This window comes from Fervidicola ferrireducens (genome assembly GCF_001562425.1).
Taxonomy (GTDB): domain Bacteria; phylum Bacillota; class Thermosediminibacteria; order Thermosediminibacterales; family Thermosediminibacteraceae; genus Fervidicola; species Fervidicola ferrireducens.
In genome coordinates this window covers 1-13,936 of sequence record NZ_LOED01000043.1, presented here as the reverse complement: position 1 = coordinate 13,936, position 13,936 = coordinate 1, and the positions used below count along the sequence as shown (strand labels likewise).

General features: G+C 47.2%; 19 protein-coding genes. 16 read left to right on the top strand and 3 right to left on the bottom strand.

The annotated features are described in order from the left end of the window. Positions 1-188: 188 nt before the first annotated feature. From AN618_RS11115 to AN618_RS13210, 3 genes are all read right to left on the bottom strand, one after another. A complete protein-coding gene (locus AN618_RS11115) occupies positions 189-560 on the bottom strand; it encodes a hypothetical protein (RefSeq protein ID WP_066355092.1) in 372 nt (123 codons plus the stop codon). A 90-nt stretch (positions 561-650) separates the two neighbouring features. Then, positions 651-962 carry a hypothetical protein gene (locus AN618_RS11110; RefSeq protein ID WP_066355087.1) on the bottom strand — a complete coding sequence of 104 codons (312 nt, stop codon included), beginning with the start codon at positions 960-962 and terminating at the stop codon, positions 651-653. Then, a complete protein-coding gene (locus AN618_RS13210) occupies positions 959-1,156 on the bottom strand; it encodes a hypothetical protein (RefSeq protein WP_157081733.1) in 198 nt (65 codons plus the stop codon). The genes AN618_RS11110 and AN618_RS13210 overlap by 4 nt, the downstream gene beginning before the upstream one ends. 108 nt (positions 1,157-1,264) lie before the next feature. On the opposite strand from AN618_RS13210, the gene AN618_RS11105 reads away from it, so the two are divergent. The 16 genes from AN618_RS11105 to AN618_RS11035 all read left to right on the top strand — a co-directional run bounded on the left by AN618_RS11105 (position 1,265) and on the right by AN618_RS11035 (position 13,839). Then, positions 1,265-1,753 carry a cell wall hydrolase gene (locus AN618_RS11105; protein WP_245628504.1) on the top strand — a complete coding sequence of 163 codons (489 nt, stop codon included), beginning with the start codon at positions 1,265-1,267 and terminating at the stop codon, positions 1,751-1,753. Positions 1,754-1,767: 14 nt separating this feature from the next. Then, positions 1,768-3,120 carry a germination protein YpeB gene (gene ypeB / locus AN618_RS11100; protein ID WP_066355101.1) on the top strand — a complete coding sequence of 451 codons (1,353 nt, stop codon included), beginning with the start codon at positions 1,768-1,770 and terminating at the stop codon, positions 3,118-3,120. Positions 3,121-3,368: 248 nt separating this feature from the next. Further along, positions 3,369-3,710 carry a hypothetical protein gene (locus AN618_RS11095; RefSeq protein WP_157081732.1) on the top strand — a complete coding sequence of 114 codons (342 nt, stop codon included), beginning with the start codon at positions 3,369-3,371 and terminating at the stop codon, positions 3,708-3,710. Between the two features lie 86 nt (positions 3,711-3,796). Then, positions 3,797-4,483, top strand: a complete 687-nt coding sequence (locus tag AN618_RS11090) for a TIGR00266 family protein (RefSeq protein ID WP_066355082.1) — start codon at positions 3,797-3,799, stop codon at positions 4,481-4,483. A 9-nt stretch (positions 4,484-4,492) separates the two neighbouring features. Continuing rightward, positions 4,493-4,654 (top strand): hypothetical protein, encoded by a 162-nt coding sequence (locus tag AN618_RS13800; RefSeq protein WP_425402676.1) that lies wholly within the window; start codon positions 4,493-4,495, stop codon positions 4,652-4,654. 87 nt (positions 4,655-4,741) lie between these two features. Further along, a complete protein-coding gene (gene rplU / locus AN618_RS11085; RefSeq protein WP_066355075.1) occupies positions 4,742-5,056 on the top strand; it encodes a 50S ribosomal protein L21 in 315 nt (104 codons plus the stop codon). After that, positions 5,053-5,394, top strand: coding sequence for a ribosomal-processing cysteine protease Prp (locus AN618_RS11080; protein ID WP_066355074.1), 342 nt, complete (start codon positions 5,053-5,055; stop codon positions 5,392-5,394). The genes rplU and AN618_RS11080 overlap by 4 nt, the downstream gene beginning before the upstream one ends. Before the next feature lies 1 nt (position 5,395). After that, positions 5,396-5,680 carry a 50S ribosomal protein L27 gene (gene rpmA / locus AN618_RS11075; RefSeq protein ID WP_066355073.1) on the top strand — a complete coding sequence of 95 codons (285 nt, stop codon included), beginning with the start codon at positions 5,396-5,398 and terminating at the stop codon, positions 5,678-5,680. 90 nt (positions 5,681-5,770) lie between these two features. Next, a complete protein-coding gene (locus tag AN618_RS11070) occupies positions 5,771-6,325 on the top strand; it encodes a Spo0B domain-containing protein (RefSeq protein WP_066355068.1) in 555 nt (184 codons plus the stop codon). A gap of 37 nt (positions 6,326-6,362) precedes the next feature. Continuing rightward, positions 6,363-7,637: a GTPase ObgE gene (obgE, locus tag AN618_RS11065; RefSeq protein ID WP_066355096.1), complete on the top strand. Its 1,275-nt coding sequence runs from the start codon at positions 6,363-6,365 to the stop codon at positions 7,635-7,637. Between the two features lie 25 nt (positions 7,638-7,662). Next, complete coding sequence (gene nadD / locus AN618_RS11060) at positions 7,663-8,277, top strand: nicotinate-nucleotide adenylyltransferase (RefSeq protein ID WP_083515190.1); 615 nt, start codon at positions 7,663-7,665, stop codon at positions 8,275-8,277. A 5-nt stretch (positions 8,278-8,282) separates the two neighbouring features. Continuing rightward, positions 8,283-8,882, top strand: coding sequence for a bis(5'-nucleosyl)-tetraphosphatase (symmetrical) YqeK (gene yqeK, locus AN618_RS11055; protein ID WP_066355066.1), 600 nt, complete (start codon positions 8,283-8,285; stop codon positions 8,880-8,882). Next, the gene (locus AN618_RS11050; protein WP_066355064.1) at positions 8,866-10,044 is read left to right on the top strand and encodes an LCP family protein; all 1,179 of its coding nucleotides are present in this window, start codon (positions 8,866-8,868) and stop codon (positions 10,042-10,044) included. Before yqeK ends, AN618_RS11050 begins: the two co-directional genes overlap by 17 nt. 14 nt (positions 10,045-10,058) lie before the next feature. Then, positions 10,059-10,436: a ribosome silencing factor gene (gene rsfS / locus AN618_RS11045; RefSeq protein ID WP_066355060.1), complete on the top strand. Its 378-nt coding sequence runs from the start codon at positions 10,059-10,061 to the stop codon at positions 10,434-10,436. A 244-nt stretch (positions 10,437-10,680) separates the two neighbouring features. Next, positions 10,681-13,134, top strand: coding sequence for a leucine--tRNA ligase (gene leuS, locus AN618_RS11040; protein ID WP_066355054.1), 2,454 nt, complete (start codon positions 10,681-10,683; stop codon positions 13,132-13,134). Between the two features lie 87 nt (positions 13,135-13,221). Beyond that, the gene (locus tag AN618_RS11035; protein WP_066355053.1) at positions 13,222-13,839 is read left to right on the top strand and encodes a helix-hairpin-helix domain-containing protein; all 618 of its coding nucleotides are present in this window, start codon (positions 13,222-13,224) and stop codon (positions 13,837-13,839) included. The last annotated feature ends 97 nt before the right edge of the window (positions 13,840-13,936 follow it).

The following is a 13,936-nucleotide window of genomic DNA, read 5'->3' as shown; positions in this document are numbered from 1 at the left end:
CGTTCCTCCTGGGATGGCATGGTGTCACTGAACCGAAGCGCAAGGGTTTCTTGCGTGCATCCGCTTGTGGATGCCCCTCAATTTATTGAGGGGAGGATGTCACAAAGGGTATGCCCCTACTGTGACGGCAAGGGTAAAATAGGAATTTTAAGATAACATTTGGTATAAAGCCGTGCTCGCGCACGGCTTTAAGTATTTTTTCCCTTTTCCTCTGAGCCTTTGATTTCCTTACTTTCCGCAGGTTGGGCCTCGCTGGAGGAAAGGGTTTTCACGAGATTTAAGAGCGCGGCAGGATTTATCTTTTTGTCAGAACTGTTTCCCAACATTGTAAGCAGCGTCGATGCCAGGTCTTTTATGTCTGAAGGAACAGGTTTAGAAAGAGCTGAATTTTTTATGCCGGTTTTGAGTTCCTGAGAATTTAGGAAGGTCAATATACCCAGGATGTTGCTCAAGGCTAGGAGGCTTACCACCTCATTGATGTTTCCGCCGCGCTTTCCCTGAATTACTTCCGCCACCATTTCCAGCAGGCTGAAGTCGGACCTGGTGGTTTCTTCGGACATTCTTTCACCCCCCTGTTAACTTAATATATGATTTCGGTAAATAAAAAAGAATAAAAAGGGCCTTTGCAGCCCCGAACAAAAATCGATTTTTTATTCATTCTTTTCTTTTTTGGCCAACGTATTTAGAAGATTTTCCAGTTGTTTTGTCTTCGTAGAGTCCTCCGCCGGTTCAATTTCGACGGTTTCCTCTTTTTTATCTTCCTTTTCTTCCGAGGGTGTAGCCACGATAGAAAGCAATGCATTTAGCGCTTGAAGGTTTATTTTTTCTTCGGGGTTTGATGGCCTGAAGACGTTGAGGACCGTGGAAAAAATTTCTATAACTTCCTGGCCTTTTGGGCTCAGAAAAGGTTTTAGGGCGCCCAAGAGCTTCAAATCGTCATCAGATACCGAAAGAAGCCTCATTTGTTTAATGCACCCCCTTTGATATTTTTTGATGAAACCGGTGCTTCGAAAGACTTTACGAGGAGAATCAGTATTAAAAAAAGCAAATAAGGGTTGTATAAGGTTTTTTTCCCGTTTTTTTCGAGCTTTTTCTCATCGTGGCTGTACTCGTTGCCCTTTTTATTTTCATCCATCGTTTCGCACCTACTTTTCATAGATTTTTCTAAAATATTATATGTTTTTTTTGTTGAGGAAGTGAGGGAATAAAGGAGGCGGGTATCACCAAAACTAAAAATGACAAATTTGCGGAGGTGATAAATAAGGTGGACGGATTTGTAAAAAAAGTGCGGTTGGCCACGGCCTTGGCGCTAATGTTTATCCTCGCGGCCGGTGTCTTTTTGGAAAGCGAAGAGCGTTCAGCCCAAGAGGTGGCGGCCAGCTATGCAGTCGCGGCAAGAGCCAGCGACATAGAATTACTGGCTCGCCTCGTAGCGGGGGAGGCGTCCGGGGAGCCGTATATAGGTCAGGTTGCCGTGGCGGCGGTGGTCTTAAACAGGGTGAAGAGTTCGAAATTCCCGGATACAATCCCCGAAGTGATTTATCAACCGGGGGCTTTTGAGTCGGTGAGCAACGGGCAGATATGGGCCCGGAATCCCACCAGCACGAATTACAATGCCGCTCGTGATGCTTTAAACGGCTGGGACCCTACTTACGGAAGTCTCTTTTTCTGGAATCCCTACAAAAGAGTTAATCCCTGGATATGGACCCGCCGGATAATCACCCAGATAGGAAGACACGTATTCGCAAGATGAAGGGAGATGATGAATTGAAAAGAAACTATGTTTTGTGGACATTAGTAGTGCTGGTCGTAGCTTTGGCGGTGTTTGGTCTTTGGAGCATGCGAAGCCGGGCGTATTCTGCGGAAAACCTGCTGGAAGCGGGCTACCAGAAGGCTTTTTACAACCTGCTCGAAAACGTCAATAACATTAACATACTATTATCCAAAGGGCTTGTGACGTCGTCGGAAGGCCAGAGGATTATGCTTTTAACCAGCGTCTGGCACGAAGCGGAAAAGGCCCGTTCCAATCTTTCTTCCCTACCTTTGGGAAGCAGGGATATGACTAATATGCAGAAATTCTTCGCCCAAATGGGGGACTTTTCCCACACCATTGCCGAAAAAATCGCGCAGGCTCAGACGGTTACCCAAAGGGAGTGGAATATTCTCCGGCAGTTTAAGAAAAATACTCAGAACCTGAACAGGTACCTACGGGAGCTTTCGGATGATGTGGCAAGAGGACGGGTAAACTGGGAGAAAGGCTCTTTTGCCATGGGTATGAGCAGGAGGGTCGGGCAGGTGATGGCCGATAAATTCGTGGCAATAGACCAGCGGCTCAAGGAAGAAGCTCCGACCATCACCTATGACGGCCCGTTTTCCGACCACGTGGAAGAGATAAAACCGAAGGCCATAACAGGTTCGCTCATAACCGAACGGGAAGCCGTTGAAATAGGAAGGAAATTCATAGATAACCCGCGGAACGTGCGGTACGATGTTTCGGTGACCGCACGAACAAAGGGGACTATAGATGCCTACACCCTCAGCTTCAGGAAAGCCGGAACGAACGATATTGATATCGTAATGGATGTAAGCCGGCAGGGAGGGCATGTCATCTGGTTTTTAAATTCGAGGGACGTCGAGCAGCAGAAAATCGACATAAAAACCGCCGTCGAAAAGGCGAAAAAATTTATCGCGGCCAGAGGTTACGACAATATGGAACCCACAGGGTCACTGCGGGAGAACAATACAATTACTGTGACCTTTGCTTACAAACAGGATGATGTTCTCGTATACCCGGATTTCGTGAAGGTAAAGGTAGCCATGGATAACGGCGAGGTAGTGGGCTTTGATGCCCTCGGGTATCTCACAAATCACACGGAAAGAAAAATCCCAGAATTTAAAATTAGCGAAGAGGAGGTGAGGGACAATTTTGAAAAAAGACTTACGGTAAATAGAATCCGCAAAGTGATAATACCCGATGAGGCCTTGAAGGAAATGTTCTGCTACGAGGTCGACGGGAGATTAGAAGACGAGCGCTATCTCATTTACATCAACGCTCAGAACGGTCGTGAAGAGCAGATATTGAAAGTTGTGGAAACCGACAGAGGCACCATGACCATGTAAGGCTGAGAACAAATTTAGTTAGGAATGAATAGCCTATTACTAGCAATAGTGGGGCAAAGGGGGGTCTTCGTTGCTTCTTTCCGTGGAAACCAAGAGGGATGTCTTCGTAGTATTTTTAGTTCTGATATTGCTTTTACTTGCAGATTAGGCGGGGGAATACCCCGCTTATTAATTTTTTCTTGCAACACATAAGTGGGAAGGGAGTGAATATTATAATTTTAAAGATTAACTTTTTGGAGGGATTTTTTGTGTCTTTAACCCGTGACCTCATCGAAAATGTATACCGGCAGGATGAATATTCGCTCGTATATCTGTTACTTATAGCGAACGCATTAAGCCTTGCGGTTTTCCTGTCCAAAGATGCAGGAGCAAAATCCGTGCCAGGGAAGTTTAACGCCGGGGAAAAGGGAACACCTGATGATTCGGACAAAACTACAGAAACTCCAAGGACACCGACACAACAGTCTTCAAGCGGTGGAATTGAATTGCCTGCCCTGGGAAAACAGGTAGAGCAGTCCCAAAAAGAAAAAGTGATAGACCTTGAGAAAGTCCGATCAAAACCGCTGGTGTGGCGCTTCCCCAACAACTGAATTACTTTACAGGAGACATTATCGAATACATATGATAAAATGTGGGTTAAAGTGAAGGATTAAAAACAAACGGGGGAGGAAGTTTTATGAAATATGAAATCCGGGGAGATACATTACCCGTGGTTATCCTGACCTTGGAAGAAGGGGAGAGTGTCTTTACGGAATCCGGCGGTATGGCCTGGATGAGCGACGGATTCGAAATGAAGACCAATATGGAGGGGGGACTTTTTGGAGGTATCGCTAGGAAGCTGGCGGGAGAAACCATTTTTATAACCACTTACACCTGCAAAAAGCAGCATGGTATTATTGCTTTCGCATCCTCCTTTCCGGGGAAGATAATCCCACTGCAACTTTCCGCAGGACAGTCCATTATATGCCAAAAGAAGGCTTTTTTATGTGCGGAAAGGACCGTAAAACTGGAGATTTTCTTTAGGAAGAAACTGGGGGCAGGCCTTTTCGGCGGAGAAGGCTTTATTCTGGAAAAAGTGACGGGCCCGGGAATGTGTTTTATTGAAATGGACGGAGAAGTGGTGGAATACAACCTGGCACCGGGAGAAATTATGAAGGTTGACACCGGCCATGTAGCCATGTTTGAACCCACCGTTGATTTTGACATAGAGATGATAAGAGGATTTACAAACATACTGTTTGGCGGTGAAGGCCTATTTTTATCTACTCTAAGAGGGCCCGGCAGAATCTGGCTTCAATCCATGCCTGTACAAAACCTTGCCGGAAGGTTGATACCCTATCTGCCTTCGTCGTCTTCTTCTTAATGTGCCGCCATCATTTGCTCTCATGGGCCCTGCCTCATAAATGAAAGCGCGGGTATTACGGCAGGGGTGTGCGGAATAGATGTGGATGCCATGGCCATAAGAAAGTTCCTGCTTCAAAACGCAATGGGAGCTGTACTGGCGAAGTTGACAGAAGGCGTTTTTGTGTGCTAAAATAAACTACGTGGTTTTCGCCGGCCACCGCACGGGGCGGGTTCAAAAATTTTACCTTGTCCCGGCGAGAGGAAGGAGGATGAGAGGATGTACGCAATAATCGAGACCGGCGGAAAGCAGTATAGGGTTTCAGAAGGCGATGTGATCAGGGTAGAAAAATTGCGCGCGCAGGAAGGTGAAACGGTCGAGCTCGATCGGGTACTGGCCGTATCCGACGGAGAAAAGCTTATGGTCGGACAGCCGGTGCTGGAAAATGCCAAAGTCACCGCGACGGTGCTGAAACACGGCAAGGGCAAGAAGATCATCGTCTTCAAATACAAGCCCAAGAAGAACTACCGCAGGAAGAAGGGTCACCGCCAGCCCTATACGGAGATTAAAATCGAAAAAATCGAAGTGTCATGATAAGGATAACCGTTACTCTTGATGAGAACGAAAGAGTGCGGGAGCTTTCGCTAAAAGGACATGCGGGGTATGCCGAGTACGGAAGGGATATAGTCTGCGCTGCGGTTTCGGCCCTGGTCGAGACCGCGGTGCTGGGGCTTGAAAACGTGGCAAAAATTAGGATTTTCCCGGTAAAAAAGGAAGGGTATTTTCATCTTGTCCTTCCCGAAAACGAACAGGAAGAAAAATTGTCCAAGGCTTCCGTTATATTGGAAACAACGGTTCTGGGTTTGAAAGATATAGCGCGGACTTATCCGGCCTACGTAAAATTCGAAACAAGAAGAAAAGGAGGTGTTTGAGATGAACCTTCAGCTTTTCGCTCACAAAAAGGGTGTAGGCAGCACGAGGAACGGAAGGGACAGCGAATCCAAGCGCCTTGGAGTTAAGAGATTCGACGGACAGTTCGTGAAGGCCGGAAGCATCCTGGTGCGCCAGAGGGGCACGAGGATCTATCCGGGGAAGAACGTGGGAATGGGGGTGGATTACACCCTCTTTGCGAAAATCGACGGTTACGTGAAGTTCGAGCAAAAAGGCAAAGATAAAAAGGTGGTAAACGTTTACCCCGAAATGCAGCTCCTCGGATAGCCGAGGAGCTTTTTTGATGGTAAAGAAGGAAAATTAAAAATAATGAAGAATATAAACGATGTTAAAATTAAAAAAGGTTTGGTGGCTTAAATGGCGGAGTGGTTGGTATATTTAACGACTGAAAGCCAGCACGTAAGCTTTATGGTTGCGAAAATTTTAAAGTGGACTTTGCTGTTTTTTTTCGCGGCGGTATTGGCGGTTAAATTTTACGGCAGGTTTGTACCCAAAAAAGATTGGGAGAGGCTTTTTTTCTGCTGGAGGCTTCAGCGGCACGATTTCAACAACCACTTGCAGATTATATACGCCATGCTCCAACTGGGCAAGGTAGATAAGGTTTTGGATTATATAGAAAGTATAAAAAGGCAAAATGAACTTTTTTCCGCGGTATGCAGTCTGGAAAACCCCCGGCTTATAGGCGAAGTCCTGGACCTCATAATCCTTTTGAAGAAAAAAGGATATGATATATTTATAAAAGTGCCAGGTGACTTTGATCCCAAAAAAGTCAACCTACAAGACGTAAAATATCTTAAAAAGAAGGTTTGGGAGATTTTAAAGGACGGGAAGGATGCACAAGAGAAGAGAAATCTGCAGATTGAGTTTCCCGAAACGCTGGGCGTATATGATTCCAAACCCGATATCATATAGCTTTTCTTTTATGGGAATGCTTAAAAAGGTGATGAATATGTTTGTGGATAAGGCAAAAATATACGTTAAAGCGGGAGACGGCGGAAACGGAGCCGTGGCCTTTAGGAGAGAAAAGTACGTGCCCCGGGGCGGACCGAGCGGGGGCGACGGCGGCAAGGGTGGAGACGTGGTGCTCGTGGTTGACGGAAATCTTTCCACCCTGCAGGATTTCAAATACAAGGTGCATTATAAGGCCGAGCGCGGACAAAACGGCCAGGGTTCAAATAAAGCAGGCAAAAGCGGCGAAGACCTTATCATCAGAGTCCCGCCCGGAACGGTGGTAAAGGATGCAGCCACCGGTGAGGTGCTTGCCGATCTTGTAGAACCCGGACAGAGTTTTGTGGTGGCCCGCGGAGGCAGGGGAGGGCGCGGGAATGCCCGCTTTGCCTCATCGGTAAATCAGGCGCCGGATTTTGCGGAAAAAGGAGAACCTGGCGAGGAACGCTGGATAATACTGGAACTCAAACTACTGGCCGATGTGGGTCTGGTGGGTTTCCCAAATGTCGGTAAATCCACCCTGCTTTCCCGGATGACGGCGGCAAGGCCCAAGATTGCCGATTATCCCTTCACCACTCTTTTCCCTAATCTCGGAGTAGTGGATACCGGTCCGACCGGTCGCAGTTTTGTCATTGCCGATATTCCCGGGCTCATTGAGGGAGCACATCAGGGCCTGGGGTTGGGCCATGAATTCCTGAAGCATGTGGAAAGGACCAGGCTCCTTGTCCACGTCATAGATGCGGCGGGACTTGAGAACGACCCCATAGAGGGGTTTTATGTTATAAACAAAGAACTGGAAAACTTCAATGAAAAACTGGCCCGGAAACCCCAGATAGTCGCGGCCAACAAAATGGACCTTCCGCAGGCTAAGGAAAACCTGGCTAGAATAAAATCCCACTTGGAATCGAAAGGTTACGAAGTAATACCGGTGTCGGGAGCAACGGGCGAAGGCTTAAGAGAGCTGATATACAAGATAATACAGTACCTAGATAAAATAGGTGATGAAAAGCCCGAAACTGTTGAGGTCAAAAAATACACCGTAAAAGAAGAAGACGAAATAAAAGTAAGGCGGGAAGGCGAAATTTTCGTTGTCGAGGGAAAGACCGTAGAACGACTGGTGGCCATGACAGACCTGGACAACGAGTCTGCTGTAAAGAGGCTGCAGCGGGCTTTTAAAGGCCTGGGAATTGACGAACTTTTGAAAGAAAAGGGAATAAAAGAAGGAGATACAGTGAGGATAGGCAATGCTGAGTTTTACTATACCGAGATGAAATAAAAAACTAAAGTGGAGGGGAGAAATTTTGGGGAATGTGAAGAGGATTGGAATAATGGGGGGGACGTTCGATCCCATTCATTTTGGGCACCTGGTCACGGCGGAAGAGGCCAGGATTAATTTTGAATTGGACAAGGTCATTTTTGTCCCCACCGGCAATCCCCCCCATAAGAAAGATTACGAAGTAACCGAACCCGAACACCGGTATTTGATGACCGCGCTGGCTACGAATAGCAATCCTTTTTTCGAGGTTTCCAGGATCGAGATAGAGAGAAAAGGGTATTCCTATACGGTAGATACGTTAAATCAACTGGTAGAGATTTACGGAAAGGACACATCTTTATTTTTTATTTCGGGAGCCGATGCGGTACTGGACATACTTACCTGGAAAAACATAAAAGGGGTGCTGGATGTTTGTACTTTTATAGCCGCCACGAGGCCCGGATATCCTATTAAAAAGCTTAAAGATAAACTTGAAGAGATAAAAAAGCTATACGGGAAAGACGTTTACCTTCTCGAAGTCACCGCGATAGCTATATCCTCTACCGAAATAAGGAGAAGGGTGAAAGAAGGGCGTTCCATTAAATACCTCGTTCCCGAGGGTGTGGAGGAATACATCTTGAAAAACGGTCTTTACAGGTGATTTAGATGATCTCGAAGGCATTTATTCTGGAGGATCTGAAAAAAAACATGACTCAAAAACGCTTCGCCCACACTCTCGGTGTTATGGAAACTGCGGTGGCCCTTGCGAAAAGATTCGGGGTTGATGAAGAAAAGGCGGAACTTGCCGCAATGGTTCACGATTGTGCAAAAGACATACCGGAAGTCGAGCAGTTGAATTTGGTTCGAGAGTTTGGTATACTGTTAGATGAAATTTCGATGGTGGAAACAGCTTTGGTACATGCCCCCCTTGGAGCTGCCCTCGCGAAAATAAAATACGGCATAGAGGACCCGGGTATACTCAGGGCTGTCAAAGTGCACACTACGGGGGACCCGAAGATGACCCCACTTGATAAAGTTATTTTTCTTGCCGATTATATAGAGCCCGGGAGGAATTTTCCAGGAGTCGACAGGTTGCGCAAAGTCGCTTTTGAAGATTTGGATGAGGCTGTAATCATGGCGTGCGATTCGACCATAAAGTACGTAATAGAGGGTGGTAGGCTGCTGCATCCGCGGATGGTCGAGGCAAGAAATTGCCTTCTCCTGGAGAAACTCAAAAGGGGAGAGAAAAATGGGGAGGATAATTAAATATACAGTAGTAGCTATTGCTTTTGCAGCTTTGGCTTTCGGGAGCGGTTTTTATTTTGCGCTGTCCCGCTTGAATGACGGTGCCGGCATAACGCCCGGGGATAACCCCGCTACTGAAGAATACTCGGGCGGAAGATTGAACATCCTCGTTTTGGGACTTGATGCGGGAACCATCGGCGCCGATGAGGAGCACAATCATTACAGGTCTGACACTATGATGGTCGTGAGCATTGACCCTGCCGAAAAGAGGGTCAACGTGCTTTCGATTCCCAGAGATACCAGGGTAAGGATTCCTGGAGTGGGTTATCAAAAAATAAATGCGGCGATGGCATACGGAGGTCCGGAGCTTGCGGTTAGGACCGTAAAGGACCTGCTGGGTGTGCCCATACACAACTATGTGACCATAAATTACAGCGGCTTTCGCAAGATAGTAGACGCCATGGGTGGTGTCGAGATAAATATCGAAAGAAGGATGAAGTATGTAGACAAAGCCGGAGGTCTTAGAATAGATTTGGAGCCGGGCCTTCAAGTGCTCGACGGGGAAAAGGCCGAGCAATTCGTAAGGTTTCGGCAGTACCCGGAGGGCGATTTGGGCAGGATAAAAGCCCAGCAGAAGTTCCTCGAAGCCGCCGTAAAATCTTTTTTTAAGCCTTCCACCATTTTGAGGCTTCCTCAGATAGTAAAGGCGGTTCAGGAAACGGTGAGAACTGATATCGAGCCATCAAATATGGTGAAACTTGCGAATCTCGCAATGCAAATAGGACAGGACAACATAAAAATGTATATCCTTCCTGGAGAGGGAAGGTATATAGGCGGCATAAGCTACTTCATACCGTATGAGTCTCAGATGCGACAAGTCGTAAAAGAAGTATTCTTCGGCGAAAACGCGAATGTAAAAGTTGCGGTGTTAAACGGCAGCGGCTATGCAGGACTGGCAAGTAAGGTGGCGGAGAAATTGGAGGAAATGGGTTTCACGGTGGTCAGAGTTGCCAATGCCGATAGCTTCGATTACGATACCACCACCATAATATATCCCAGTGATATGAGGGAATACGCAGAAAAGCTGGCAAAAGTTTTCGAAAGTGCGCGAATGCAGGAAGAGAATGCACCGGGTGAAGACTTAACGACCATAATTGTGGGTAAGGATGCCCAAAGAAATTGATGGAGGGGGAACGAATGATAAAAAGCCCCAAAGAAGCGGCAATGCTAGCAGCAAAGGTCCTTATCGAAAAAAAGGCTGAAGACGTAGTGGTGCTGGATATAAGTTCGATTTCGGTTCTGGCCGATTATTTCGTAATTGCGACGGGGAAATCATCGATTCACGTCAAAGCCCTTTCCGATGAAGTGGAAGAAAAACTCTTAGAAAGCGGGTGCAGGATTAGGGGGAAAGAGGGCTATGAGGAGGCCCGTTGGGTTTTAATAGACTTTTTTGACGTCATTGTCCACGTCTTCGATGAGGATTCGAGGGACTATTACGACCTGGAGAGGCTTTGGTCCGATGCCGTAAGGATTGACGTTGACAGCGATTTTGATTTTGCATATAATAGACAATAAAAGTGAAAATTGCCGTTCAAGGAGTAGTAAAGGCTAAAGCCCTTTCAGAGACCGGGTGGAAGGTGCGAATCCGGAGGGCGAAGCCTTGAACTCGCCTTGGAAGTTTGCCGGCAGGCGTTAAAGTGCAGAGAGCGGGCAATAGCCAATTAGGGTGGTACCGCGAGAAAGAGGCTTCTCGTCCCTAAACCGACGAGAGGCCTTTAATTTTAAAAAAACCTGCTCGAACTTGAAAGGAGGTCACTTTGTGAGCCGTTACGATTTTAAAACGATTGAAGCGAAATGGCAAAAAAAATGGGAAGAACAGAAGCTCTATAAAACCGTGGAAGACCACAAAAAGCCCAAGTACTACTGCCTTGAGATGTTTCCGTACCCTTCAGGAAAGCTACATATGGGCCACGTGAGAAATTATTCCATAGGAGATGTTGTGGCCCGGTTCAAAAGGATGAAAGGGTATAATGTGCTTCATCCCATGGGATGGGATGCTTTCGGCCTTCCCGCCGAAAACGCTGCCATAAAACACGGCATCCATCCGGCCAAATGGACGTGGGACAACATAGCCAACATGAGAAAACAGCTCAAACAGCTTGGAATAAGCTACGACTGGGACAGGGAAATTGCCACGTGCCACCCCGGTTATTATAAATGGACCCAGTGGTTTTTCTTAAAGCTTTACGAAAGGGGACTGGCTTACCGCAAAAAATCGTACGTCAACTGGTGTCCTTCGTGCGCTACGGTGCTCGCCAATGAACAGGTGGTGAACGGGCACTGCGAACGCTGCGGAGCCGAAGTTGGGAAAAAGAATCTGGAGCAGTGGTTTTTCAAAATAACCGAGTACGCCGACGAGCTTCTGGAAGACCTGAAAAAACTCCCCGGCTGGCCCGAAAAGGTAAAGATAATGCAGGAAAACTGGATAGGGCGCAGCGAGGGCGTGGAAGTTTATTTTACCGCTGAAAAGACCGGAAAGAGGATACCGGTTTTCACGACGAGGCCCGACACGATTTTCGGCGTGAGTTATCTCGTCATGGCTCCGGAGCACCCGATGGTGGACGAATTGGTGGAGGGAACGCCTTACGAAGAAAAAGTAAGGGAATTTCAAAAGAAGATGGAAAAATTAAGCGAGATTATCAGGACTTCCACGGAGACTGAAAAAGAGGGCATTTTTATCGGGGCTTATGCCATTAACCCCATTAACGGCGAAAAGGTTCCCATTTGGATTGCCAATTACGTTCTTTTGGACTACGGAACGGGAGCTGTAATGGGGGTGCCCGCCCACGACCAGAGGGATTTTGAGTTTGCGAAAAAATACGGTCTTCCAATAAAAGTCGTGATAAATCCGCCGGGAAATGAGCTTTCGGCCGGGGACATGACGGAAGCCTATACGGAAGAGGGAGTCCTCGTAAATTCGGGTGCGTTCAGCGGTATGAACAGCAACGAAGCGATAAAGGCCATAGCGGACTTCATGGAAGAAAAGGGATTAGGGGAAAAGACCGTAAATTACAAACTGAGGGACTGGTTGATATCGAGGCAGCGCTACTGGGGCGCTCCGATTCCCATAATCTACTGCGATAAATGCGGTATCGTGCCGGTGCCGGAAGATGAACTGCCCGTCTTGCTCCCCGACAACGTGGAGTTTAACCCGAAAGGGACTTCTCCGCTGTTGGAATGCGAGGAATTTTTGAACACCACCTGCCCCAAGTGCAAAGGTCCAGCGAGGCGCGAGACCGATACCATGGATACTTTCATGTGCTCTTCCTGGTATTATTACAGGTTCACTGACCCGAGGAATGAAGAAAAACCCTTCGACAGGGAAAAGCTCGAGTACTGGATGCCAGTGGACCAGTATATAGGCGGGGTGGAGCACGCGATTTTGCACCTGATGTACTCCAGGTTTTTCAACAAAGTCATGAGGGATGCGGGGCTTGTCCATGTAGACGAGCCTTTTACCAATCTGCTGACTCAGGGCATGGTTTTAAAAGATGGCGCTAAGATGTCCAAGTCCCTGGGCAACATCGTGAGCCCGGAGGACATCATTGAAAAATACGGCGCCGATACGGCAAGACTCTTTATACTTTTTGCGTCGCCGCCCGAAAAAGACCTGGAATGGAGCGACCAGGGCGTGGAAGGTTGCTACCGTTTCCTCCAGAGGGTGTGGAGGCTGGTGGAAGAGCTCTTGCCTAAGGTCGACGCTCCGGCCGGCGACGAACAGGTGGACAGAGAAGTAAGGCGGCTTGTTCACAGGACGATAAAGAAAGTTACCGAGGACATCGAGGAAAGGTTCAACTTCAATACAGCCATAAGCGCCATTATGGAGATGGTAAACGGACTTAATTCTTGCAAGGAAAAGCCGGTTTCCGGCAAGGTAATCAGAGAAGCAGTGGAAAGCCTTCTTTTGCTCCTTGCCCCCTTCGCACCCCATATAACAGAAGAACTCTGGGAGCGTATGGGAAATAAAACGAGCATACACCTGATGCCCTGGCCCGAGGCCGATGAAATGGCAATGGTAGAGGAAGAAGTGGAAGTGGTCATCCAGGTCAACGGAAAGGTCCGGGCAAAAATACTCGTGCCTGCTGGAATCACGGAGGAGGAGATGAAGGAGGCTGCCTTAAAGCACGAAAAAATTTCGTCCATTATAGAAGGCAAAACGGTGGCGAAAATTATAACCGTGCCCCATAAACTGGTGAACATAGTTGTAAAATAAGACGGCCCTTTCGGGCCGTTTATTTTTCGCGGAATTTAATGTAAAATAAAGTTAAAAGTTCATCAAAAAAAACCGGCAGGTGAGACAATGCTCCAATTTACGAAAAGGGAAAAAATACTCCTTTTTGCGTTGGCAAGCGTAAGTTTAATGGCCGCAGTTTTTGCTTATAGGGCTTTTTTTGTTAAGGTTCCTGATGTGGCGTTTAAGTTGGAAGGCGGTAAGGCAATTCCAGTTTTCGAAAGCGAAAATAATTCCGGTGAGGTTCCCGATGAAGACAAAATTGTAATCCATATTGCAGGTGCAGTAAAAAATCCCGGAGTTTACGAGCTGGAGGAAGGAAGCAGGGTAATTGACGCGGTAAAAGCCGCCGGGGGGTACATTCCCGAAGCTGACATTGCAGGTATAAATTTAGCAAAAAAGCTGCAGGATGAGGATAAAATCTACATTCCGCAGGTAGGAGAATCTCCTGCCTCCGGTGACGCCGTAAACGGAGGAATTTCGCCGTCGGACGGCAAAATAAATATCAACTCGGCGGGGCTTGATGAACTGGATAAACTGCCGGGTATAGGTCCTGCCCTGGCCCAGAGGATTATCGATTACAGAAACCAGCACGGGCCTTTCAAATCCATTGAAGAGCTGAAAAACGTCTCGGGGATAGGGGAAAAACGGTTTGAGGAAATAAAGAATTTGGTTAAGGTAAATTAGCATTAAGACGTGCTATGAAAAGTCAATAGGTTATAGCAAAAATTTTTGACAATCGCATAGAAATTCTGTTCACGCATTTTTGCCGGGAGGAGACCAT